Source organism: Actinomadura syzygii (assembly GCF_008085905.1).
Lineage (GTDB): Bacteria > Actinomycetota > Actinomycetes > Streptosporangiales > Streptosporangiaceae > Spirillospora > Spirillospora syzygii.
In genome coordinates this window covers 629174-652460 of record NZ_VSFF01000002.1, presented here as the reverse complement: position 1 = coordinate 652460, position 23287 = coordinate 629174, and the positions used below count along the sequence as shown (strand labels likewise).

At 73.2% G+C, this 23287-nt stretch carries 16 protein-coding genes; 12 read left to right on the top strand and 4 right to left on the bottom strand.

Features of this window, described 5'->3' with window-relative positions; translation table 11 throughout:
- The first annotated feature begins 188 nt into the window (after positions 1 to 188).
- Positions 189 to 1208: a tellurite resistance/C4-dicarboxylate transporter family protein gene (locus tag FXF65_RS06915; RefSeq protein WP_148348921.1), complete on the top strand. Its 1020-nt coding sequence runs from the start codon at positions 189 to 191 to the stop codon at positions 1206 to 1208.
- Here FXF65_RS06915 and metH read toward each other — a convergent pair.
- The 4 genes from metH to FXF65_RS06895 all read right to left on the bottom strand — a co-directional run bounded on the left by metH (position 1093) and on the right by FXF65_RS06895 (position 8707).
- Positions 1093 to 4692, bottom strand: coding sequence for a methionine synthase (gene metH, locus FXF65_RS06910; RefSeq protein ID WP_148348843.1), 3600 nt, complete (start codon positions 4690 to 4692; stop codon positions 1093 to 1095). The two genes, FXF65_RS06915 and metH, sit on opposite strands and share 116 nt — an antisense overlap.
- A 210-nt stretch (positions 4693 to 4902) precedes the next feature.
- Positions 4903 to 5289, bottom strand: coding sequence for a DUF6221 family protein (locus tag FXF65_RS06905; RefSeq protein ID WP_148348842.1), 387 nt, complete (start codon positions 5287 to 5289; stop codon positions 4903 to 4905).
- 100 nt (positions 5290 to 5389) lie between these two features.
- Positions 5390 to 7471: a nuclease-related domain-containing DEAD/DEAH box helicase gene (locus FXF65_RS06900; RefSeq protein WP_148348841.1), complete on the bottom strand. Its 2082-nt coding sequence runs from the start codon at positions 7469 to 7471 to the stop codon at positions 5390 to 5392.
- Between the two features lie 66 nt (positions 7472 to 7537).
- A complete protein-coding gene (locus FXF65_RS06895; protein WP_148348840.1) occupies positions 7538 to 8707 on the bottom strand; it encodes a glycosyltransferase in 1170 nt (389 codons plus the stop codon).
- A gap of 130 nt (positions 8708 to 8837) precedes the next feature.
- Between FXF65_RS06895 and FXF65_RS06890 the strand changes: the two genes are divergently transcribed.
- The 11 genes from FXF65_RS06890 (at position 8838) to FXF65_RS06840 (ending at position 23281) form a co-directional block, all read left to right on the top strand.
- Positions 8838 to 9227, top strand: coding sequence for a DUF1257 domain-containing protein (locus FXF65_RS06890; protein ID WP_148348839.1), 390 nt, complete (start codon positions 8838 to 8840; stop codon positions 9225 to 9227).
- 4 nt (positions 9228 to 9231) lie between these two features.
- On the top strand, positions 9232 to 9435 hold the full coding sequence (locus FXF65_RS06885) for a DUF2997 domain-containing protein (RefSeq protein WP_148348838.1): 204 nt from the start codon (positions 9232 to 9234) through the stop codon (positions 9433 to 9435).
- Entirely contained in the window at positions 9426 to 10001 is a 576-nt protein-coding gene (locus FXF65_RS06880) for a 4Fe-4S single cluster domain-containing protein (RefSeq protein WP_281288878.1), read from the top strand. The genes FXF65_RS06885 and FXF65_RS06880 overlap by 10 nt, the downstream gene beginning before the upstream one ends.
- On the top strand, positions 9985 to 11523 hold the full coding sequence (locus FXF65_RS06875; protein WP_148348836.1) for an AAA family ATPase: 1539 nt from the start codon (positions 9985 to 9987) through the stop codon (positions 11521 to 11523). The genes FXF65_RS06880 and FXF65_RS06875 overlap by 17 nt, the downstream gene beginning before the upstream one ends.
- Positions 11520 to 13892: a WD40 repeat domain-containing protein gene (locus FXF65_RS06870; RefSeq protein WP_148348835.1), complete on the top strand. Its 2373-nt coding sequence runs from the start codon at positions 11520 to 11522 to the stop codon at positions 13890 to 13892. Before FXF65_RS06875 ends, FXF65_RS06870 begins: the two co-directional genes overlap by 4 nt.
- 16 nt (positions 13893 to 13908) lie before the next feature.
- The gene (locus tag FXF65_RS06865; protein ID WP_148348834.1) at positions 13909 to 16299 is read left to right on the top strand and encodes a hypothetical protein; all 2391 of its coding nucleotides are present in this window, start codon (positions 13909 to 13911) and stop codon (positions 16297 to 16299) included.
- Positions 16300 to 16307: 8 nt separating this feature from the next.
- Positions 16308 to 18707: a WD40 repeat domain-containing protein gene (locus FXF65_RS06860; protein WP_148348833.1), complete on the top strand. Its 2400-nt coding sequence runs from the start codon at positions 16308 to 16310 to the stop codon at positions 18705 to 18707.
- A gap of 25 nt (positions 18708 to 18732) precedes the next feature.
- Positions 18733 to 20331, top strand: a complete 1599-nt coding sequence (locus FXF65_RS06855; protein ID WP_148348832.1) for an Hsp70 family protein — start codon at positions 18733 to 18735, stop codon at positions 20329 to 20331.
- An 80-nt stretch (positions 20332 to 20411) separates the two neighbouring features.
- Positions 20412 to 20825 (top strand): DUF1257 domain-containing protein, encoded by a 414-nt coding sequence (locus tag FXF65_RS06850; protein ID WP_148348831.1) that lies wholly within the window; start codon positions 20412 to 20414, stop codon positions 20823 to 20825.
- 31 nt (positions 20826 to 20856) lie between these two features.
- A complete protein-coding gene (locus FXF65_RS06845; RefSeq protein WP_246198387.1) occupies positions 20857 to 22248 on the top strand; it encodes a type I restriction-modification system subunit M in 1392 nt (463 codons plus the stop codon).
- A complete protein-coding gene (locus FXF65_RS06840; RefSeq protein WP_148348829.1) occupies positions 22241 to 23281 on the top strand; it encodes a restriction endonuclease subunit S in 1041 nt (346 codons plus the stop codon). Before FXF65_RS06845 ends, FXF65_RS06840 begins: the two co-directional genes overlap by 8 nt.
- The last annotated feature ends 6 nt before the right edge of the window (positions 23282 to 23287 follow it).

Sequence of the window (23287 nt, the reverse complement as noted above, 5' to 3'; positions counted from 1 at the left end):
ATAGCCGCGTTCGGCGCGTGCCATTCTAGACGTTCCGTGTCTTCGTAACGGTCCTTGAGTGCGGCATCGATCGTATTTCAGCCGTCGACGTTGAGCATCTATTTCCTTTCTGAGACAGTGACCTTCCCTTTCCTGCGCATCCTTGCCGATGCCGGTTCGCGGTGAAGCGGAATGCCGGGTACAAGGGGATGGTGAGCGGTGGGAGAGAGGCCGGGGTTCCCTGGGGAGCCACGGTGATGGCCACGGGCATCGTGTCCATCGGGCTGCGCCTCGCGGGATTCGGGTGGGCGTGGCGGACGCTGGCCGCGACGGCGGCGGCGTTGTGGGTCGTGCTGGCCGTGTCGTTCGGCCGGTCGATCGCCGGGGATCCGGCGCGCTGGCGGGACGAGGCGTCCGCCCCGGCGGTGCTGACCAGCGTCGCGGGCACCGGCGTCGTCGGGGACACGGCCGAGCTGGCCGGGCACGCCGTGACGGCGGCGGCGTTCCTCGGCGTCGCGGCGGTGCTGTGGGCGGTGCTGCTGCCGCGCGTGGTGCGCGGGCTGAGGCGTCCGGCGCCCGGCGCGGCGTACCTGGTGACGGTCGCGACGCAGTCGGTGGCCGTGCTCGCGGCGCTGCTCGCGGCGCGGGCAGGCTCGGGCTGGCTGGTGTGGCCCGCTGGGGTGCTGCTCGGCGGCGGCCTCGTCCTGTACTTCGTGGTGCTCGCCCGGTTCGACCTCGGCCAGGTCGCCGCCGGGGCGGGCGACCACTGGGTGGCGGGCGGCAGCCTGGCGATCTCCACGGTCGCCGCCGCGCGGGTCACCGCCGCTGCGGGCCCGCCCGTGCGAACACCGCTGGAATGGCTGACGCTCGCCGTCCTCGCGGCGGTGCTCGGCTGGTACGCGGTGCTGGCCGTGTTCGAGGTCGTCCGGCCGAGGCTGCGCTACGATCCGCGCCGCTGGTCGACGGTGTTCCCGCTCGGCATGACGGCGACGTGCACGATGACGGCCGGGACCGTGTGCCATGTCCCGTGGCTGGTCGGCCTCGGGAAGGTGCTGGTCTGGCCGGCCGTCATCGCGTGGGCCGTCGTCTCGGTCGGCGCCCTGCGGCGCGGTCTCAGGAGGGGTCGTAGGCCAGGTTCGGAGCCAGCCAGCGTTCCACCTCCGCGACCGGGAGGCCGCAGCGGGACGCGTAGTCCTCGATCTGGTCCTTCCCGACGCGCCCGACCGTGAAGTAGCGCGACGCCGGGTGCGCGAAGATCAGGCCGCTGACGCTCGCCGCCGGGGCCATCGCGTACGACTCGGTGAGCTTCATGCCGAGGCGGCCCGCGTCCAGGAGGTCGAAGAGCTGCTGCTTGAGGCTGTGGTCGGGGCTCGCCGGGTAGCCGAGGGCCGGGCGGATGCCGCGGAACCGCTCGGCGTGCAGGTCCTCCAGGGCGGGCTCGGCGCCGGGCTCGAACCAGGCGCGGCGGGCCTCCAGGTGGACGTACTCGGCGAACGCCTCCGCGAGCCGGTCCGCCAGCGCCTTCACCATGATCGACTTGTAGTCGTCGTTCTCTTCCTCGTACTTGGCGGCGAGGTCCTCGGCGCCGAGGATCGTCACGGCGAAGCCGCCGAGGTGGTCGCCGGCCGGGGCGATGTAGTCGGCGAGGCAGCGGTTCGGGCGGCCCTCCGGCTTCTTGGTCTGCTGGCGCAGCATCGGGAACCGCAGGTCCGGCAGGACGATGTCGTCGCCCTCGGAGTGCGCGGGCCAGAAGCCGTAGGCGCCGCTGGCCTCGAACGAGCCGTCCGCGACGATCTGGTCGAGGAGGGCGTTGCCGTCGTCGAACAGCTCGCGCGCGACGGGCTCGTCCAGGATCGCGGGGTACTTGCCCTTCAGCTCCCAGGCCAGGAAGAAGAACTGCCAGTCGATCATCTCGCGGATCGTGGTCAGCTCCGGCTGGACGACGCGGACGCCGGTGAAGTCCGGGGTGGGCAGGTCGGAGAAGTCGACCTCCTCCCGGTTCGACCGGGCCCGGTCGATGGTGAGCAGCGGGCTGCGCTGCCGGTTCTCGTGCTGCTCGCGCAGCCTGGCCTGCTCGGCGCGGTTGCTGACGGCGAGCGCGGCGGCGCGGCCCTCGTCGAGGAGGTCGGAGACGACGCCGACGACCCGGGACGCGTCCAGCACGTGCACCGTCGTCGCCTCGTAGGCGGGCGCGATCTTCACGGCGGTGTGCTGGCGCGAGGTGGTGGCGCCGCCGATCAGCAGCGGCAGCTTGAGGTCGCGGCGCTGCATCTCGGCGGCGACGGCGACCATCTCGTCCAGCGACGGGGTGATCAGCCCGGACAGCCCGATCGCGTCGGCGCCCTCGGCGATCGCGGTGTCGAGGATCGTCGCGGCGGGGACCATCACGCCGAGGTCGACCACGTCGTAGTTGTTGCAGCCGAGGACGACGCCGACGATGTTCTTGCCGATGTCGTGCACGTCGCCCTTCACGGTCGCGAGGACGATCTTGCCCTGCCCGCGGTCGGACATGATCCGCCCGGCGCGCAGCGCCTCCTCCTTCTCCCGCTCCATGAACGGCTCCAGGTAGGCGACCGAGCGCTTCATCACGCGGGCGCTCTTCACCACCTGCGGGAGGAACATCTTGCCGGACCCGAACAGGTCGCCGACGACCTTCATGCCGTCCATCAGCGGGCCCTCGATCACGTCGAGCGGACGGGCGGCCTGCTGCCGGGCCTCCTCGGTGTCCTCCTCGATGAAGTCGATGATGCCGTGGACGAGCGCGTGCGACATCCGCTCGCCGACGGGCGCGTCCCGCCAGGACAGGTCGACCTCGCGCTTGGTGCCCTGGCCCTTGACGTTCTCGGCGAACGACACGAGCCGGTCGGTGGCGTCGGGACGGCGGTCGAACAGGACGTCCTCGACGAGTTCGAGGAGGTCTGCCGGGATGTCCTGGTAGACGGCGAGCTGCCCGGCGTTGACGATGCCCATGTCGAGCCCGGCGCGGACGGCGTGGAACAGGAACGCCGAGTGCATCGCCTCGCGGACGACGTCGTTGCCGCGGAACGAGAACGACAGGTTCGAGATGCCGCCGCTGGTGCGCGCGCCGGGGCAGCGCTCCTTGATCCGGGGCAGCGCCTCGATGAACGCCTTGGCGTACCCGTTGTGCTCGGAGATGCCGGTCGCGACGGCGAGGACGTTCGAGTCGAAGATGATGTCCTCGGCGGGGAACCCGGCCCGCTGGGTGAGCAGGTCGTAGGCGCGTCCGCAGATGTCGACCTTGCGGTCGGCGGTGTCGGCCTGGCCCGTCTCGTCGAACGCCATCACGACGACGCCCGCGCCGAAGTCGCGGATGCGGCGGGCCTGCTCGAGGAACGGGCCCTCGCCCTCCTTGAGGCTGATCGAGTTGACGACGCCCTTGCCCTGGACGGTCTTCAGCCCGGCCTCGAGGACGCTCCACCGGGAGCTGTCGACCATGATCGGGATGCGGGCCACCTCGGGCTCGGTCGCGATCAGGTTGAGGAACGTCGTCATCTCCCGCTCGCTGTCGAGCAGGTCGGCGTCCATGTTGACGTCGAGGAGGTTCGCGCCGCCGCGGACCTGCTCCAGCGCCACGTCCACGGCGGCCTGGTGGTCGCCCGCCTCGATGAGCTTGCGGAACCGCTTGGACCCGGTGACGTTGGTGCGCTCGCCGATCATGACGAAGCCGGTGTCGGGGCCGATCTCGAACGGCTCCAGGCCGCTGAACCGGGACGCCCTCCCGGGCCGCGCGATCTCGCGCGGGGCCTTGCCGCGGACGGACTCGGCGATGCGGGCGATGTGCGCGGGGGTCGTCCCGCAGCAGCCGCCCGCGATGTTGACCAGGCCGGACGCGGCGAACTCGCCGAGCTTCCCGCCGGTCTCGTCGGGGGTCTCGTCGTAGCCGCCGAACGCGTTCGGCAGGCCCGCGTTCGGGTGGCTCGCGGTGTAGGTGCCCGCGATGCGGGCCATCTCCTCGACGTGCGGACGCAGTTCGTCGGCGCCGAGGGAGCAGTTCAGGCCGACGACGAGCGGCTCGGCGTGCTCGATGGAACGCCAGAACGCCTCGACGGTCTGGCCGGACAGCGTCCGCCTGGAGATGTCGACGAACAGCGAGATCCAGAGCGGCAGGTCGGGGGCGACCTCGCGGGCGGCGGCGATCGCGGCCTTCGCGTTCAGCGTGTCGAAGATCGTCTCGACCAGGAGCAGGTCGACGCCGCCCTCGGCGAGGCCGCGGATCTGCCCGGCGTAGGCGTCCTTGACCTGGTCGAAGGTGACGGCGCGGAACGCGGGGTCGTCGACGTCCGGGGAGATCGACAGGGTGACGTTCAACGGGCCGACGGAGCCGGCGACGAACCGTCCGCCGAACTCGTCGGCGGCCTGCCGGGCGAGCCGCGCACCCTGCACGTTCATCTCGTGGACGAGGCTCTCGAGCCCGTAGTCGGCCTGGCCGATGCTCGTCGCGGTGAACGTGTTGGTCGTCGTGATGTCGGCGCCCGCGTCGAGGTACTGGCGGTGGACGTCCAGGATGACGTCGGGTCGCGTGAGGTTCAGCAGGTCGGGGTCGCCGGTGACGTCCTTGGGGTGATCTCCGCCGATGCGGTCGCCGCGGTAGTCGGCGGGGGTGAGCCCGGCGCCCTGGAGCATCGTGCCCCAGGCTCCGTCGAGGACGGCGATCCTGCTGTCGAGAAGTTCGCGAAGGTCGTTTCCGGTCATCTTTTTCGAGCACCTCCCATTGACGTGGGAGGCGCCCTTGTTACGAAGTCCGGTTCGCGTGGGCCGAGCGTGGCGGGCTGGACGCCCGTTGCAGCGCCTCTCGGCTCCCTCACCGAGGTTACAACCCCCGCGTCCGTTGTGTCAGGCGCGTCCCACATCCATCAGAGCGTCGGCAGTGGCGACCACATGACGGGACGTATCGGAACGCTGTCAGGGACGCCATTCCTGCTGATAGGCGGGATGGGTGGCGTACGACAATGCCAGCAGGCGCAGGACGTTCTCGCGCACCGCCTGCGCCGCCTCCGCCTCCGGGCTCCGGTGGCCCTGGTCGAGGACCCACGCCTGCTTCTCGTAGTCGTCGACGATCCGGCGCCTGGCCGCCACCTCGGCGAGCGTCCTGGACGGATGGTGGCGGGCGATGTGCTCGGCGTAGGCGTCGGTCTCCGCTCGCGCGACCGCGACGGGCTCCCCGGCGCCCGGCTCGGGATTCGCCTCGACCCGCCCGGACGGCGCGGCCCTCCACGCGTGGCCGGTGCAGTCTCGGGCTATCCGCTCGTCCCTGTCGAGCCGGGCACGGAGGAACTCCACCAAGTCCATGGAGCCATCCTGCACGCTGATCCGACGGGATGACCCCGATGTGTCCCGAATAGTGAGACCACCGCGAGCGCGGCCGCCCCGGCGGGGTCAGCGGGGCGGGTCAGCGGGGCGGGACGACCGAGCCGAGCCAGAGCAGGTCGCGGGCCCGGGTCATCGCGACGAAGAGCTGTCGCCTCGCCAGCTCCGAGCGCTCCCTGGCGGCCGGGTCGTCCGGGGACGCGGTGGTCAGGTCGGCGTCGTGGCGCGGCAGGAAGACCTGCTTGAACTCAAGGCCCTTCGCCCGCCGGTAGGTGCCGAGCTTGACGGCCTCGACGGGCCGCCCGTCGTAGCGCTCCAGCCGCAGGACGGGGATGCCCGCGCGGCTCAGGCAGCGGTGGTAGTGGTCGATGTCGCGCCGCGAGCGGCACAGGACGGCGGCGCCCGCCAGCGCGGACGTCCCGTCCCCTTCGGGCGGCGCGGCGGTCAGCTCGCCGATCGCGGCGATCAGGCGGCGGTCGTGGTCGGCGACGTCGGCGGCGTCCGCGCGCAGGACGCGACCCTCGTGGTAGGTCGCGTGCACGGCGCGGCGGCCGTCCGGGCTCGGCCCCTCCAGGTCGTCGAACGGGTCGGCGGAGACGAGGGCGAGCGCGGTCTCCAGGATCGCGGCGGCGTTCCGGTAGTTGGTGCGGAGCACCGCGCCCCGCCCCTTGAGGCTGACCCCGGCGTCGGCGAGCCTGAACCCGCCCGGGTACACGGCCTGCTGGCCGTCGCCGATGAGCAGCAGCCCGTTCGGGCCGTCGCCCGCGAGCGCGTGCAGCAGCCGGACGCCGGTGAGGGTGAGGTCCTGGACCTCGTCCACGATCACGGCGGCGTAGGGCGGGTCGGCCGGACGCGCCTCCAACTCCCCCACGGCCGCGAGCAGGACGTCGTTGAAGTCGCAGACGCCGCGGTCGCCGAGGCGTAACTCGTACTCCTCGTACAGCAGCCAGGCGGCCTCGCGGTGCTCGGTCCGCAGGGCGGTGCGGCGGCCCGGCCTGGACACCGCGCGGTACTCCTCAAGGGAGGTCAGGCCGCGCCCCTTGATGACGTAGTCGATCTCCTCGCGCCAGTAGCCGGGCGTCGGCTCGATCTCGGGCAGGACGCTGTCGCGCCCCTCGGTCATCCAGGCGCGGGAGAACGCGTCGTCGGCGCGTCCGGCGTCGAGGTGGAGACGTAGGCCGCGGCTTTCGAGGAAGTTCCTGGCCCAGGTGTGGAGGCTGGAGAACTCGACGCGGTCGGCGAAGTGGGCGGCCATCGTCCCGAACAGGCGGCACTGGACGCGCGGCAGGTTGTTGGCGAACGTGACGTAGAGGATGCGCCCGCGGCTCCGCCCGGCGAGGTGCGCGGCGCGGTGCAGGCCGACGACGGTCTTGCCCGTCCCGGCGGGCCCGCTGATGCGCGCGGGCCCGCTCCAGTCCCGTCCGACGAGGGACGCCTGGTCGGGGTGCAGGAACGTCATCCACCGCTCGATCGGGGCCTGGAGGATCGACTCCATCGCGACGCGCTCGACGTCCTCGGCGTCGAACAGCGCCTCGGCGGGCTCGGCCGTCGGCGGCGCCTCGGGCTCGTCGAGGGACGCCGCGTCGTGCTCGGGGAAGCAGTCGGCGAGGTGCTCGGCCATCGCCCGCACCATCGCGGGTTTGACCTGGTCCGGCTCCGCGATCAGCGCGGGGACGGCGTCCATCTGGCCGAGCAGCCGGACGTGGCCGACCCGCTCGTCCAGCCGGTGCCCGGCGAAGATCATGAGGGGCCGCACGGCGATCGGCGACATGCCCAGCGTGGCCGCGTGGTCCTCGGCGATCCGCGTCAGCTCCAGGAGTTTGCGGACCTCGTCGTCGCGGGGCTCGGCGCCGGCGCGCAGGCGTCCGCCGACGACGGCGGGCGGCTCGCGCCACCGCTTGACGTCGATGACGAAGACGCCGCCGGGGCCGACCAGGATCATGTCGACGTTCGCGGCCGGCGTCCCCGGCCACCGCCGGTCGACGAGCAGCCGCCAGCCGGTGGCGGTGAGCGCCATCAGCGTCGCGGCGACCTGCCGCTCGGCCTCGCCCGCGGCCTGCCAGCGGCCCGCCTGCCGGTGCGCCTCCCGGGACAGGCGCTGGAGCCGCATGGCCTCCTCGCGGATCCGGCGCGCCCGTCGTCCCGCCGATCCGCCTGCCGCCATCGCCCACCCCTGTCAGAAAAGCTACGGACTACTACACATAGCAACAATGATCGCCCTGCAAAACCCTTACGAGGGGGTTGGTGAGCGCTTCGCGGGAGTGCGGCCTTTCCAGGGGGTTCCTTTTCCCGTGTAGTGCCTGCGGGCGGAATCGACGGTCATGGCCGCGTACATGAGGGCGACGAGCGGGAGGGCCGGGGCGCGCAGTGGGGAGAGGCCGTAGAAGCGGAGCATGGGGACGTAGGTCAGGGTCATGATCGTCCAGGCGAGGGCTCCGGCGGCGAGGGCAGCGCGGGCTCCGCCGCCCAGGGCGAGAGCGGCCAGGCCCGCGAGGGTCGCGGCGGGCGGGACCGCGTAGATCAGGAGGAGGGCGACAACCGTGGCCGCGAGGAGCGGGGGCGAGTATCTGAGCTGGTCGTAGGCGCTGCGTGCGACCATCGTCCACAGGTCGGCGAGGCGCGGGTAGGGGCGGCGGCTGGTCACGTCGCGGGACAGGTCGAGGCGGCAGCGGCCGCCGGAGCGCTTGACGAGGCGGCCGAGCGCGACGTCGTCGATCAGCGCGCCGCGGATGCGGCCGAGGCCGCCCGCCCGGTCGAGGACGGCCCGGCGGACGAGCACGCAGCCGCCCGCCGCCGCGGCCGTGCGCGCCCCGTCGCGGCTCACCCGGCGGAACGGGTAGAGCTGCGCGAAGAAGTACACGAAAGCGGGGACGATCAGGCGCTCCCAGGCGGTGTGTGTGCGGAGCGTCGCCATTTGGGAGACGAGGTCGCGCTCGCCGGTCGTGGCGGCGCGCACCAATTTCTTCAGGGCGCCTGGGCCGTAGGCGATGTCAGCGTCGGTGAACAGCAGGAATTCGGGGCCGCCCGCCGCCCGGACGCCTTCGGACATCGCCCACACCTTGCCCGCCCATCCGTCCGGGCGTTCCGCCGCGGGGACGATGAGAAGCCTTTCCGTGGCGAGGCGTCCGGCCGTCTCGGCGGTGCCGTCGGTGCTTCCGTCGTCGACCAGCACCACGCGGAAGTCCCCTGGATATTCCTGCGCGAGAAGGGTCGGCAGCGTCTCCGGGAGGACGGCCGCCTCGTCGCGGGCCGGGACGACCGCGACGACGTCCGGCCATTCCGGCGGGTCGGCGCCGCCGTCCGGGAGGCCGGGCCCGGTGCGCCAGAAACCGCCGTGGCCGGACGCCAGGTACAGCCATCCGGCGAGCGCCGCCAGGGCGAGGATTCCCAGGACCACCACGTCCGGCAGCGTCGCATCGCGGGGGGCGTCCGTCCATCAGGCGCGGCGAGCGGGATGTGCGTCAAATGACCTGTCCGTGCCGATCAACCCGCAATATGCTGGCCGTGGTCGCGGATTCCCGGAGGGTCGGATGTCTCATTTCACGAAGGTGCGGACGCGGCTGGCCGACGGCGCCGTGTTACGCCGGGCATTGGCGGAGATGGGGCACACCGTGGAGCCCGCCGGGCGCGGAGTGCGCGGATATCTGGGCCGGCGGACGAAGGCGGAGTTCAAGATCCGGCCGGCCGGCGGCGACCACGAGATCGGTTTCGCGCCGTCCGACGAGGGCTATGTGCTGGTCGCCGACTGGTGGGGAATTCGCGGGCTGCGGGAAGAGCCGTTCGTGCGGGACCTGAAACAGAAGTACGCGCTGGTGAGCACCCTGTCGACGCTGGCGGAACGGGGATTCGAGGTCGACCGGCGGAGCGTGGACGAGAAATCGGGGGACATCAGGGTCGTCCTCCGGCGAGTGGCGGTGTGAGGGCATGGACGAGACCGTCGAAGTGACCATCAAGAAGGACGGCAGCGTCGAGATCCATGTGACCGGCGTCGACGGCATGGCCTGCCTCGCCACCACCGAGGAACTGGTGTCGCTGCTCGGCGGCGAGGTCGAGTCGCAGGAACTCACGGCCGAGGCGTACAACACCGTCGACGAATCACAGGAGCAGCAGGACCGGTTGTGGCACTGACGGCGTGGCAGGTCCATGCCGTTCTTTCGCGGAGTGCCGCCAATGGTCCCGGGACGCGTTTCGTGGTGTGGACGCAAGGGTGCTCGCTGGGCTGCGAAGGCTGTTTCAATCCCGAGACGCACGGTGCGGGCGGTGAGCCGAGAGACGTCCGGGACGTGGCCGACGAGGCCCTCAGCCTGAAAGAGGACGTCGAAGGCGTCACGGTGAGCGGCGGCGAACCGCTCGAACAGCCCGCCGCGCTGCGCGAGTTCTGCGCGCTGGTCAGGCCGTCCGGGCTCGGGATCGTGGTGCTCAGCGGATTCGCCAGGAAAGAGATCGAGGCGAGCCCCGAAATGCTCGCGGCCGTCGAGAACGCGGACATGGTCGTCGCCGGGCGCTACAACCGTCGGCTGCACATCGCGGCCGGGCTGCGGGGGTCGTCCAACAAAGAATACTGGGCGATCACGCCGCGCTATTCGGCGGACGATTTCGCGGCCGTCCCGGAGAGCGAGGTCGTGATCTCCCCGGACGGGACGGTCGCGGTGACGGGCATGCACGGATGGGGAGACGATGAGCGTCCACGATGATCTGAACCTGTACCTGCGGGCGCGGGTCCCGATGATCGTCCTGGTGACCGTGGAGGAGCGGCGGGCGCTGGAGGTGCTCGACGAGGTCCGGGTCGGCCGGGACGCGCGGTCCGACCTCGTGATGTGGGACGTCGCGCGCGGCCTGACGTCCAGGGACGGCCGCTCGCTGCCGACCGCCGCGACCCCGGACGCCGCCCTCGACAAGATCGCCGAGATGGCGCGCGGCAACCCGAACCGCAAGGACCTCTACGTCCTGAAGGACTTCCACGAGTTCTGGCACCGGAACCCGGCCGTCAAGCGCAAGCTGCGGAACCTCGCGCACGAGCTGGTGTCGACGTACTCGTCGCTGGTGGTCACGACGCATTCGGCGGACGTCCCGCCGGAGCTCGGGGACGACGTCGTCGTCCTGGACATGCCGCTCCCCGACCTGAGGGAGCTGCGCGCCGACCTCGACGCGCTCATCGCGCAGACCAGGGTGGAGTGCGACCTGACCCAGCACGGGCGGTCGCGGCTGGCGCAGGCGGCGCTCGGGCTGACGGCGGCGCAGGCGCGGCGGGCGTTCTCCAAGGCGATCGTCCGCGACAAGGTGCTCGACGAGATGGACATCCCCGCCGTCCTGGAGGAGAAGAAGGCCGTCATCCGCGCGTCGCAGGCGCTGGAGTACTACTCGTCCGAGGACACCCTCGACGACGTCGGCGGCCTTGAGCTGCTGAAGGAGTGGCTGACGCTGCGCGAGAGCGCGTTCGGCGAGGAGGCGGCGAAGTTCGGGCTGCCCGCGCCGAAGGGCATGGCGCTGATCGGCATCCCCGGCACCGGCAAGAGCCTCACCGCGAAGATGATCAGCGGGCTGTGGCGGCTGCCGCTGCTGCGGCTCGACGTCGGCGCGCTGTTCGGGTCGCTCGTCGGGGAGTCGGAGGAGCGGCTGCGGCTCGCCCTGAAGATCACCGAGGTGGTCTCGCCGTGCGTGCTGTGGATCGACGAGATCGAGAAGTCGATGGCGTCCGGCGGCGGCGACGGCGGGACGTCGCAGCGCGTGTTCGGCACGATCTTGACCTGGATGCAGGAGAAGACGGCGCCAGTGTTCGTCGTCGCGACCGCCAACGACGTCGGCGCGCTGCCGCCGGAGACGCTCCGCCGCGGCCGGTTCGACGAGGTGTTCTTCCTCGACCTGCCGACCGACGAGGAGCGCCGCGAGATCCTCACCGTCCACCTGCGCAAGCGGCGGCGCGACCCGGGCGCGTTCGACGTGCTGCGGCTCGCCCGGATGTCGGACGGCTACGTCGGCGCGGAGATCGAGCAGGCGATCGTCGACGCCATGCACCGGGCGTTCGCCGACGGCCCGCGCGACGTCACGACCGACGACATCGCGGCGGCGATCGGACGGCTCGTCCCACTGAGCAAGTCGCAGCGGGAGCGTGTGGAGGACCTGCGGGCGTGGCTGCGCGACGGGCGCGCCCAGTCCGCGTCGTTCGCCGAGGCGACGACGGCCGCCGAGAACCAGGTCCGGCTGGAACTGGCGTGAGCCGGGCCGCCCGGGCCGCCGCCTCGGGCGGGCGGGGGCCGTGGGCGTCGTGGGCCTGGTGGCGGCTGTTCGCGGCGGCCGAGCGCGGCGACCCGGCCGCGCGGGCCGGGGTCGCCCTGGTCGCGGGCACGCCCGGGCACCGGCGCGGCGACCGGGCGCGGGAGGCGGTCGCGGCCTGGTGGACGGAGAGCCGCGACCCCGCGATGCGCTGGGCCGTCCTGGAGACCGGGGCGGTCGGCGCGTGCGAACCGGCGCGTTCGCTGACGCTCGCGCTCCTCGGACGGCTCGGCACGGACCTGTCCCCGTACGAGGTGAACCGGGTACCGGGGCTCCTCGCCGACGTCGATCCCGGCGTCCGGGAGGGGGCGGTCGGGTTCTGCCTGGAGGCGTCCGGCGCCATGCTCCAGGCGCTCTGGGCCGTCGCGGCGGAGTCGCCGCTGTGGCGCCTCCTCCGGCGGAACGGCACGCCGCCGCCCGGCCACGCGCTGAACGCCCTGTGGGACGAGTGGGTGCGGGAGCCGTCCGAGCCGCTGTGGGAGGCGCTCGTCCGCTGGGGACGTCCCGCGACCGGCGGAGTCGTCGAGGCGCTGAGCGTCATCGCGCTGGAGGACGACCTCGGCGCGCCGATGGCCGACGCCCGGTTCCGCCAGGCGTTCATCACCGCGCTGACGCTCGGCGACCACCCGCTCTGCGGGATCGCCGAGAAGAAGGCCGGGCGGCTGCTGGACCTGGAGTTCGCCGAGGAGATCTGCGCGCGGGCGATGGAACGTCCGGGCCTCGTCTGGTTCTGCAAGAAGCACCGGCTCGCGCCGAAGGACCAGGTGCGGCGCGCCCTGTTCTTCCTCCTGACCGGCCAGGCGGAGCAGCACCGCGCGCTCGACCCGGACGGGAGCCTGCTCTCCCTCGCCTACACCTCCGCCTCCGACGACCAGCGCGCCCGCGCGCGGGAGGCGATGCTCACCGAGGGCGACCTCGACCTCGTCCGGGTCATCGTCGGGGACGACCGGCGCGCGCGAATCCCGGACATGCCGCCCGAGGAGGTGCGGTACCTCGCCGGGCAGCTCGCCGCGCGCCGCGACTGGGACGGCCTCTGGGGGCTCGTCCAGGACGTCCCCGTCGAGACCGGCGTGGACCTGTTCCGCCTGTTCGACGGCTGGACGCCGCGCGACGACGACGGTCGCCGCCTCTTCGAGATGTACGTGGAGACCGACCCGGCGACGGTCGCGACCGCGCTGGCCCACCTCCGGCCGGACTGGCAGCCGGTCGTCCTGCAAGCGAGGTTCCTGTTCCACGGCCGGGTCAACGACGTGTCGTTCGCGCCGGACGGCCCGTTCCTCGCCGCCGCCGGGACGAACAAGGTCGCCGGAGTATTCGACCTGCGGACGGCGAAGCTGGTCGAACGGTACGAGGGGTTCAACTCGTCGGTGGGGCGCGTCCTGCACATCGGCGGCGGAACGCTGGTCGCCGGGGAGCGCACCAACCGCGTCGACCGCGAATGCCGCGTGCTGCGCTGCGCGGACGGCGACGTCCGCACCCTCCACACGACGCCCGGCTCCATCACGTCGCTGACGGCGCGGAGCGGCGACGGCGCATTCGCGGGCGGGACGCGGTCCGGCGAGCTGCTGCTCGGCTCGCCGGGCGGGGAGGCGGTGGAGGCCCGTCCGGTCGGCGCGCTCGGGATGGGGCGCGGCCGGTGGCCCCGGTCGGTGGCGGCGCACACCGAGTCCGGACGCCTCGCCGTGGTCGGACGGCGGCTCGTGGTGTTCGACCCGGCGACCAGCAGGGGCCCGGCCGTCCCGGAGGAGGCCCGGACGGCCGCGCGGGCCGCGTTCGTCGACGCCGACACGCTGGTCTACGCCGACCTGTCCGGGAACGTGACACGGCTGCGGTGGGACGGCGGCGTCCCCCAGCCTCCGCTGCGCGCCCGGATCCCGGGCCTCGGCGGGCTCGTCGCGCCGTCCGGGACGGGCGAGCCGATGCTCGTCGACCAGTCCGGCGACCTGCACTTCCTCGACCCGCTGACGCTCGCGGCGACGGGCGGGCACCGGGCGCCGTCCCGGCGGGCCCCGACCAGCCTGACCGTCTCGCCCGGCGGCGACTTCCTCGCGGTCGGCGACGCGGCTGGCCACACCGACCTGTACGACCTGCGCGTCCGGCAGGTGCCGCGGATCGTCCGGCGGCCGGTCGTGGACCTCGTGCCGAAGCACCTCGGCATCGCCCGGACGGCGCTCGCCGACCCGGCGGCGAGCGCCGAGGCGCGGGCGCTGCTCCGGCTGCTGCACGCCTGCCTGGAGCACCGGTTCCGGTTCGACGTGGAGATCGGGGACGCCGTGGCGCTCGCGGCGGGCGAGCACGACATCAGCCTGTGAGGAGGACGGGACGACGATGGCGGAACGGCGGCGCGCGGAGCGGTGGACGGCCCGGTCCGCCAAGCGCGGGCCCCTCGGGCACTGGGCCGAGCGGCGGCTCTTCCACGCGGCGGGCGGCGGCGACGCCGAGGCCCGCGACGGCGTCGTCGAGATCGCGTGGACGGTCGGCCACCGGCTGCGCGACAGGGCCGCCGCGACCGTCGCCGGTTGGTGGGTCGAGACGCGCGACCCCTCCCTGCGCCAGGTCGTCGTCGAGACGGGTTCCGTCGCGGACGGCCAGCCGGGGCGGCTGCTGACCCTCGCCCTGCACGACCGGCTGGACGAGTGGCTCGTGGCCGAGGTGCAGTGGGCGTCCGCGCTGCTTACCGAGACCGACGCCGACGTCCGCGCGGCGGCGGCCGCCGCCTGCGAGAACGCGACCGGCGCCATGTTGCGCGCGTTGTGGAGCCTCTACACCGAGCCGGGGATGCCGCTGCGCGACGTCCTCCTGCGGAACGGGACGCCGCCGCCCGCCAAGGCGCTGAACGTCCTCTGGAACGAGTGGCTGACCGTCCCCTCCCCCGGCACCGGGGAGGCGCTCCTGCGCTGGGGACGGCCCGCGACCGCCGGACGGTCGGTCCCGGAGACGGTCGTCGCGGTGGAGAACGACCGCGACGTCCTGCTGCGGGACCCGAACCGCAAGGCGCTCCTGGACGCGATCGTCCGCGCCGACGACCACCCGCTCTACGACATCGCCGTGGCGAAGTTCCACGCGCTGCGCGCCCCGGCACTGGTGGACGAGCTGTGCGAGCGGGCGCTGACGGACCCGGCGGCGGCCCGGTTCTGCGCCGCGCACCGGCTGGCCCCGTCCGACCCGGTGCGGCGCGCCCTGTTCTACCTGCTCACCCGGCAGCCCGATCAGCTCCGCGCCCTCGACCCGGACGCGGGCCTGCTGTCCCTCGCGTACGCGGCGGCGCCCGGCGAGGACCGCGCCCGCGTCCGGGACGCGATGCTCACGGCGGGCGATCTCGACCTCGTCCGGGTGATCGTCGGCGACGACCGGCGCGCCCGGGTCGCCGCGATGCCCGCCGCGGAGGCCCGCTACCTCGCCGAGCAGCTCGCCGTCCGGCGGGACTGGGCCGCGCTGTGGGCGCTCGTCCAGGACGTGCCGGTCACGGCGGCGATCGAGCTGGTCCGGCTGTTCGACGGGTGGCTGCCGCGCACGGACGAGGAGCGCCGCCTGCTCGGCCTGCTGCGCGCGGCCGACCCGGAGGCCGTGGCGGCGGGCGCGGCGAGCCTCGGCGGCCTGCGGCGGACGGCCGTCCCCCAGGCGAGCCTGCTGTTCCACGGCCGGGTCAACGACGTGTCGTTCGCGCCGGACGGCCCGTTCCTCGCCGTCGCGGCCATGACCAAGGCGGCGGGCGTGTTCGACCTGCGCACCGCCGAGCTGATCGCGCGGTACGACGCGTTCAACTCGTCGGTGGGGCGCGTCCTGCACCTCGGCGACGGCACGCTGATCGCCGGGGAGCAGCCGAACCACGGGCAGCCGGAGTGCCGCCTGCTGCGCTGCTCGCCCGGCCGCGTCCGGGAGCTGCACACCGCGTCGGGCGCGGTCACGTCGCTGGCGCTGACCCGCCGCGACGGGAGCTTCGCGGCGGCGACCCGCTCCGGGGATCTCCTGCTCGGCGCGCCCGGCGGCAAGCTGCGGGTCCAGCCGCTGGCAGAGCTAGGGCTCGGCAGGCGGCAGTGGCCCCGGCTGATCGCCGCCCACCGCGACTCCGGACGGATCGCCCTGCTCGGACGGTCCGTGCACGTCCTCGACTCGGCGGCCGAAGGCGCCACGACCATGTTCCCGGGGACGTCCCTGGTGCACGCCGAGTTCCTCGACGCCGAGAACCTGATTTGCGCCCAGCAGGACGGGACGATCACCCGCGCGACCCTGCGGGCGTCCCCGGACGCGGCGTACGTACCGGCGGCGCGGACACAGGTCCCCGGCTTCGCGGGCCTCGGCGTGCAAGACCGCACCGGCCGGGTGATCGTCACGGACGGATCGGGCGACCTGCACCTCTTCCGCGGTCCGGAGCTGGACGCGGTCGGCGTCCTCGCCGCGTCCCGGCCCGGGAAGCCGACCAGCCTGACGCTGTCGCCGGACGGCGAGTTCCTCGCGATCGGCCACCGCGACGGCCGCGTCGACCTGTACGACCTGGGCCTGCAGACGGTGCCCGAGCTGATCCGGCATCCGGTGGCCGACCTGGTGCCGCGCGACCTGGGGCTCGTCGAGGCGTTCGCGGCCGAGCCGGGCGTCGACGGGAAGGCGCGGGTCGCGCTCGACCTCGTCCGGGCGTGCCTCGAACACCGGTTCCGCTTCGACGTCGAGCTGGGCGCCGCCGAGCGGCTGAAGGCCGGCGAACACGACATCAGCCTGTGAGGTGGGGCATGACGGAACGGCGGCGGGCGAAAGGGCGGGCGGAGCGCCGGGTGGAGCGCTGGGCGGCGGCGAGCACCCGGCGGGGCCCGTGGGGCGCCCGCGCCGCGCGGCTGCTGCTCGCGGCGGCGACGCGGGACGCCCGCGCGCTGGCGGAGATCGCCCGCATCGCGCGGACGCCCGACCACCGGCACCGCGAACAGGCGAAGGCGATGATCGCGCTGTGCTGGGCGCGGACCCGCGACGCCGCACTGCGCGCCGTCGTCCTGGAGACCGGCGCCGTCGCGACGGGGAGGCCGTCCAGGTTGGAGACCCTCGCCCTGCTCGGACGGCTCGGCGAATGGACGCCGTCCGACACCGAGTGGGCACCCGGCCTGCTCACCGATCCGGATCCCGACGTGCGGCGGCACGCAGAGGACACCTGCCGGGACGCCACCGGCCCGCACCTCGCCGCCCTGTGGGAGGTGGGCGCCGGTCCGGGGACGCGGCTGCGCGCGGTCCTCCTGGCGAACGCCGCCCCGCCGCCCGGCCCGGCCCTCGACGCCCTGTGGAACGAATGGCTGACGTCACCCGCCCATGACGTGTTCGACGCGCTGGTGCGCTGGCGGCGTCCGGCGGCCGACGAGCAGGTGATGCCGACGAGCGTGATCGTGCTGGAGTCGGACGCGGGCGTCCTGCGCCGCTCGCCCTACCGCGCGGCGCTGCTCGACGCGCTGGAGCGGCGGGGGCATCCCGTCCGGGAGATCGCCGCCGCGAAGATCCGGGAGCTGGACGACCGTCCGCTCGTCGAGCAGGTGTGCGAGCGGGCGCTGACCGAGCCGGATCTGGCGGAGCTGTGCGCCGAGCACCGGCTCGCCCCCGCCGACCCGGTGGGCCGCGCCCTGTTCTACCTGCTCACCGGCCAGCCGGAGCAGCACCGCGCGCTCGACCCCGACGGCGGCCTCCTCTCCCTGGCCTACACCTCCGCGTCCGACGACCAGCGCGCCCGCGCCCGGCAGGCCATGCTCACCGAGGGCGACCTCGACCTCGTCCGCGTCATCGTCGGCGAGGACCGCCGCGAGCGCATCCCGACGATGACGGCGGAGGAGATCCGCTACGTCGCCGAGCAGCTCGCCGCGCGACGCGCGTGGGACGACCTCTGGATGCTCGTCCTGGACGTGCCGATCGCCACCGGGGCCGTCCTGTTCCGCCTGTTCGAGGGCTGGACGCCGCGCGACGACGACGGCCGCCGCCTGTTCGCGCTGTTCCGCGCCGCCGACCTCGCCGCCGTCCGCGACGGCCTCCGCCCCGAGGACGACGGGACGTGGCGCGCGGTCCGGCAGGCGCGGCTGCGGTTCCGCCACCACGTCGACGGCGTGTCGTTCGCGCCGGACGGCCCGTTCCTCGCCGTCGCCGGACGTCCCCGCGTCGCGGGCGTGTTCGACCTGCGCACCGCGCGGCTCGCCGAACGGTACGACTGGTTCGACGCGCCGGTCGGGAGCGTCCTGCACGTCGGGAACGGCGCGGTGATCGCCGGGGAGCGGTGGGCCGGGCAGTCGGCCGCGTGCCGGGTGCTGCGCTGCGCGGACGGCGACGTCCGGCCCCTGCACGAGGGCGCCGCGTCGATCACGTCGCTGGCGCTGGTCGGCGCGGACGGCGGCTTCGCGGGCGGCACCCGCGACGGGGAGGTGCTGCTCGGCTCGGCCGACGGCCGCGTCCGGGTGCGGCACGTCTCCGAGTTCGGCCTCGGACGGCGGCAGTGGCCGCGGCAGATCACCGCGCACCGCGCCTCGGGACGGCTCGCCCTGCTCGGCCGATCGGTCCACCTGGTGCACCCGGGGGGCGAGTCCGCGGTCAGCGCCCATCCGGGGCGGGCCGTCAGGTTCGCCGAGTTCATCGACGCCTACACCGTCGTGTGCGCCGACCCGCACGGGTGGGCGACGCTGCTGCGGGTGGAGGACGGGCACCGCGTCCCGTCCCGGCAGGCGCAGATCCAGGGGTGCACGGGCCTCGGCGTGCTGCCGCACCTCAGTGAGCCCGTCATCACGGACAGGTCCGGTGACCTGCACTTCCTCAGCGGCACGACGCTCGACCACATCGACACCCGGCACGGCCCCGGCGGCGGGCGGCCCACCGGCCTGACCGTGTCGCCGAGCGGGGAGTTCCTCGCCGCCGGGCACGGCGACGGCAACGTCGACCTGTACGATCTGCGGCTCCGCGAGGTGCCCGGGATCGCGCGGCGGCCGCTGGCGGAGCTGGTGCCGCGCCACCTCGGGCCGGTGGGCGCGGCGCTGTCCGCCCCGGCGGTCCGGGGCCGGGACCGGGCCGTCCTCGAACTGCTCCAGGCGTGCCTGGAGTACCGCTTCCGGTTCGACGTGGAGCTGGGCGGCGCCGTCCAGCTCGCGGCGGGCGTCCACGACATCAGCCTGTGAAGCACTGGCAATAGAAGGGAACGGCATGACGACCCGCATCGGGATCGACTTCGGCACGGCGAACACCGTCGTCGCCGGATGGGACCACACCCTGGACAGGGGCGAGCCGATCCCGCTGCCCGGGCTCGACCTGTCGCGGGAGGGGAGCCGGGGCGTGAACCAGCGGGTCGTGCCGTCCCGGATCGCGTTCTCCGCGACGGACGACCGCCGCTGGATCGGCGCGCAGGTGACCGACGAGGTCGCCGCAGGACCGGGCGCGGTCGTGTTCCAGTCGACGAAGAGCGCGGTCACCGGACGGTCCGTCGACATCCCGCGGCGGCTCGGCGGCGACCGCACCGTGACGGCGCGGGAGGCGGCGACCCGGTTCCTGTCCGACGTGATGGCGAGCGCGATCCTCGCCGTCGACTCCGGCGACCTGGAGATCGTCGCGACCGCGCCGGTCGAGTCGTTCGACGCCTACCGGGACTGGCTCGTCCGGGAGGTCGGCGAGGACGCGGGCGGCGGCGCCCGGCTCCGCGTGGTGGACGAGGCGACCGCCGCCGCCGTCGGGTACAGCGCGCGGCTGAACCCGGGCGAGGTGTTCCTCGTGTTCGACTTCGGCGCCGGGACGCTCGACACGTCGGTGGTGAAGGTGCTGGACCCGTCCAACGCGACGGCGGGCGCGGCCGTCCGGACGATCTCCAAGGCGGGCCTCGACCTCGGCGGCGACCACATCGACGCGCTGCTCGCCGAGTACGTGGCGGAGAAGGCGGGCGTCCCGTTCGGCGACACCGAGGAGTACAACCGGGTGTTCCGGGAGCTGCTGCGGTCGGCGGAGCGGGCCAAGGTCGCGCTGACGGCGGCGGACGCGGCGGTCGTCGAGTCCGGGCCGTACCGGGTGGAGGTCGGGCGCGCGGACTTCGAGGGGCTGCTCCGGCAGAAGGACATTCTCGGCCGGGTCAACCGGGCGCTGCGCAAGACGCTGGACGGCGCCGCCGCGAAGGGCTTCCCTGCGGACGAGATCGGCAAGGTGTTCCTCGTCGGCGGGACGAGCCTGATCCCGGCGGTGCGGGACGTCCTGTCGCTCCAGTTCCCGCCGGACGCCCTGCACCTGGACCGTCCGCTGGAGGCCGTCGCCGCCGGTGCGGCGGGGATCGCGGGCGGGTACGAGCTGAGCGACCACATCCAGCACGACTACGCGATCCGGCACGTCAACCGCGACACCGGGGCGTACGAGTTCGAGACGCTCGTCCGGGCCGGGACCGAGTACCCGACGCCGGAGCCGGTGAAGATGCTCACGATCAAGGCGATCCGGGACGGGCAGCGCAACCTCGGCATCGCCGTGTACGAGCTGGCCCACGCGAGCTACCGGGAGGCGAGCTCCGACCTGGAGATCATGTTCGACGCGAACGGCGGCGCGCGGACCGTCGCGGTCACCGCGCAGCGCATGCAGCAGCGGTCGCGGCTGTGGCTCAACGAGGAGAGCCCGACGTTCCTGGAGGCCGACCCTCCGGCGAAGGCGGGCATCGACCGCTTCCGGCTCGACTTCCGGGTGGACGCGCAGAAGCGCCTGACGGTCTCCGCCTACGACATCCAGCGCAACCTCCTCGTCCTCGACCAACAACCCGTCGTCAGGCTTTCCTGAGCGGGCGGCATGACCGCAGCGAAGCGAGGATCATGCCGCCCCCTCCGGGGGTCCGGGGGTCGCCCCCAGGAAGGAAACGTATGTCGCATTTCACTAAGGTCCGTACTGCTATCACCGATCAGGAGCGGCTCGTCGCCGTGTTGCGCGAGCTGGGCTTTCGCGAGGTCGAGTCGCATGCGCGGCCGACTCCGCTTTACGGATATCAGGGCGATGTCCGTCCGGAGAAGGCGGAGGTCGCCGTCCGGCGGCGGCACGTCGGCACGGCGAGCAACGACATCGGGTTCCACCGGACGGCGGACGGCACGTTCGAGGCCATCATCAGCGAGTTCGACCGCCGGAAATACAACGCGGAATGGCTGCGGAAGGTGGCGCGGCGGTACGGGCGGCTGACCGCGCTCGCCTACGCCGAGGCCAACGGCTTCACCGTCGCCGCCGAGGAGACCGACAAGCGGACGGGCGAGGTCAGGCTGACATTGCGGCGCACGGTGTTCTGAGGTCCGGCCGCGTCCTGGGATGATCCTGTCCATGACGGCGGAACTCACGGAGGTGCTCTGGAAGGCCGCCGGAAAGCTGCGCGGATCGGTGGACGCGGCCCAGTACAAGGACTTCGTCCTCGGGCTGGTATTCCTCAAGTACGTGTCCGACTCGGCGGGTTCCGGGGCCTTCCGGGTGCCGGACGGCGCGCGCTGGGCCGACATCGCGGCGGGCGATCCGGACACGGTCGGCGTGCGCGTCGACGCGGCCATGGACACGGTGATGCGCGCCAATCCGTCGCTCGACGGCGTTCTGCCGCTCATCTTCCGGGACGTCGACCAGCGGCGGCTCGGCGAACTGGTCGCCCTGATCGGCGCGGCCCGCTTTGGCGGGCGAAGGGCGCGGGACGTTCTCGGCGAGGTCTACGAATACTTCCTGGAGAAGTTCGCGCGGGCGGAGGGGAAACGCGGCGGCGAGTTCTACACCCCGCCGAGCGTCGTAAAGCTGCTGGTCGAAATCCTCCGCCCTTTCAAGGGGCGCGTCTACGACCCGTGCTGCGGGTCGGGCGGCATGTTCGTGCAGGCGGAGAAGTTCGTGCGGAGCCACCGGGGACGGCTGGACGACATCGCCGTCCACGGGCAGGAGGCGAACGAGCGGACCTGGCGGCTGGCCAGGATGAACCTCGCCGTCCACGAGATCGCCGGTGACATCCGCCGGGCGGACGCCTTCCACGCCGACGCGCATCCGGGGCTCGAAGCCGACTTCGTCCTCGCCAATCCGCCGTTCAACATGTCGGACTGGTATCGCGATCCCGCCGACCCGCGCTGGAGCTTCGGCGTCCCCCCGGCCGGGAACGCCAATTTCGCGTGGATGCAGCACATCGTCGCGAAACTCGGCCCGCGCGGCGCGGCCGGGGTGGTCATGGCGAACGGGTCGATGTCGTCCCGGCAGTCGGCGGAGCGCCGGATCCGGGCGGCGATGGTGGACGCCGATCTGGTCTCGTGCGTGGTCGCGCTGCCGGGGCAGCTTTTCCGCAGCACGCAGATCCCGGCGTGCCTGTGGTTCTTCGACAGGGACAAGCGCGTGCGCGACGAGATCCTCTTCGTCGACGCACGCGGCATGGGGACGATGGTCGACCGCACCGAACGAGTCCTCACCGACCCCGACATCGGCCGGATCGCCGACGCCTACCATTCCTGGCGCGACCGCTCCCATTCGGACGTCCCGGGCTTCTGCCATTCCGCCGGGCTGGACGAGATCAGGGCCAACGACCACGTCCTCACCCCCGGCCGCTACGTCGGCGCCGCCGCCCCGCGCACTCCGGACGGCGAACCCGTCGCCGACCGCATCGAGCGCCTCACCAAGGAACTCTTCGCGCAGTTGGACGAGTCGGAACGCCTCGACCACGTCGTCCGCGACGAACTGCGACGCCTCGATGAATAGCGGCGTCCTGGGGGAACTCGTCGCGTTCTCCACCGGGAAGGCCCGGCCGTCCGAGAAGGGCCCCGGATACAGCGTCTACGGGGCGAACGGCGTCATCGGCACATCGGAGCGGTTCAACGCCGACGCCGACAGCACCATCGTCGGGCGGGTCGGGTCGTATTGCGGCGCCGTCCATTACAGCCGCGCCCCGTGCTGGGTCACCGACAACGCCATCATCGCCACGGCGAAGGACGGTGTGCACCCCCGGTACGTCTATTACCTGCTCACCAGACTCGGCCTGAACCGGTACCGGATCGGGTCGGGTCAGCCCCTCCTCACGCAGGGCATTCTGAAACGGCTCGGCGTACCGCGGCTGACGCGGGCGGAGCAGGAGTCGGCGGTGTCCGTCCTCGGCGCGCTGGACGACAAGATCGCCGCGAACGAGCGGATCGCCGCCCTCGCGGACGACCTGGTCCGCGCCCGCTTCGAGGAGGCGTCCGCCCTGGCCGTCGGCTCGGTCCGGATCGGCGAACTCGGCTCCCCGGTGCGGTCGAGCGTCCCCGCCGAGCGGATCGGCCACGACGAGAACTACATCGCGCTGGAGCACATGCCGAGGCGCCGCATGTGGCTCTCGGCCTGGGGCACGGCCGCCGGGATCACCAGCGGGAAACGGCGGTTCGCCGCCGGGGACGTGCTCTTCGGGAAACTGCGCCCCCATTTCCACAAGGTGGGTCTCGCCTTCGTGGACGGCGTCGCGTCCACCGACATTCTCGTCGTCCGGCCGAAGAGCGAGGCGCGGCGCGGCTGGCTGCTCGCCGCGCTGTCGAGCGACGAGGTCGTGGCGCACGCGACGGCGATCGGGGACGGCACCCGGATGCCGCGCGCGAAATGGTCCGACCTCGCCGCGTTCGAGGTCCCCTGGCCGGGCGACGACCGCGCGCGCGAGTTCCACGAGTTCGTCCGGCCGCTCGCCCGCCGGGTCGAGGCCGCGACTGCCGAGAGCGCGACCCTCGCGGAACTCCGCGACACCCTCCTTCCCGCCCTGATCCCCTGAACACGG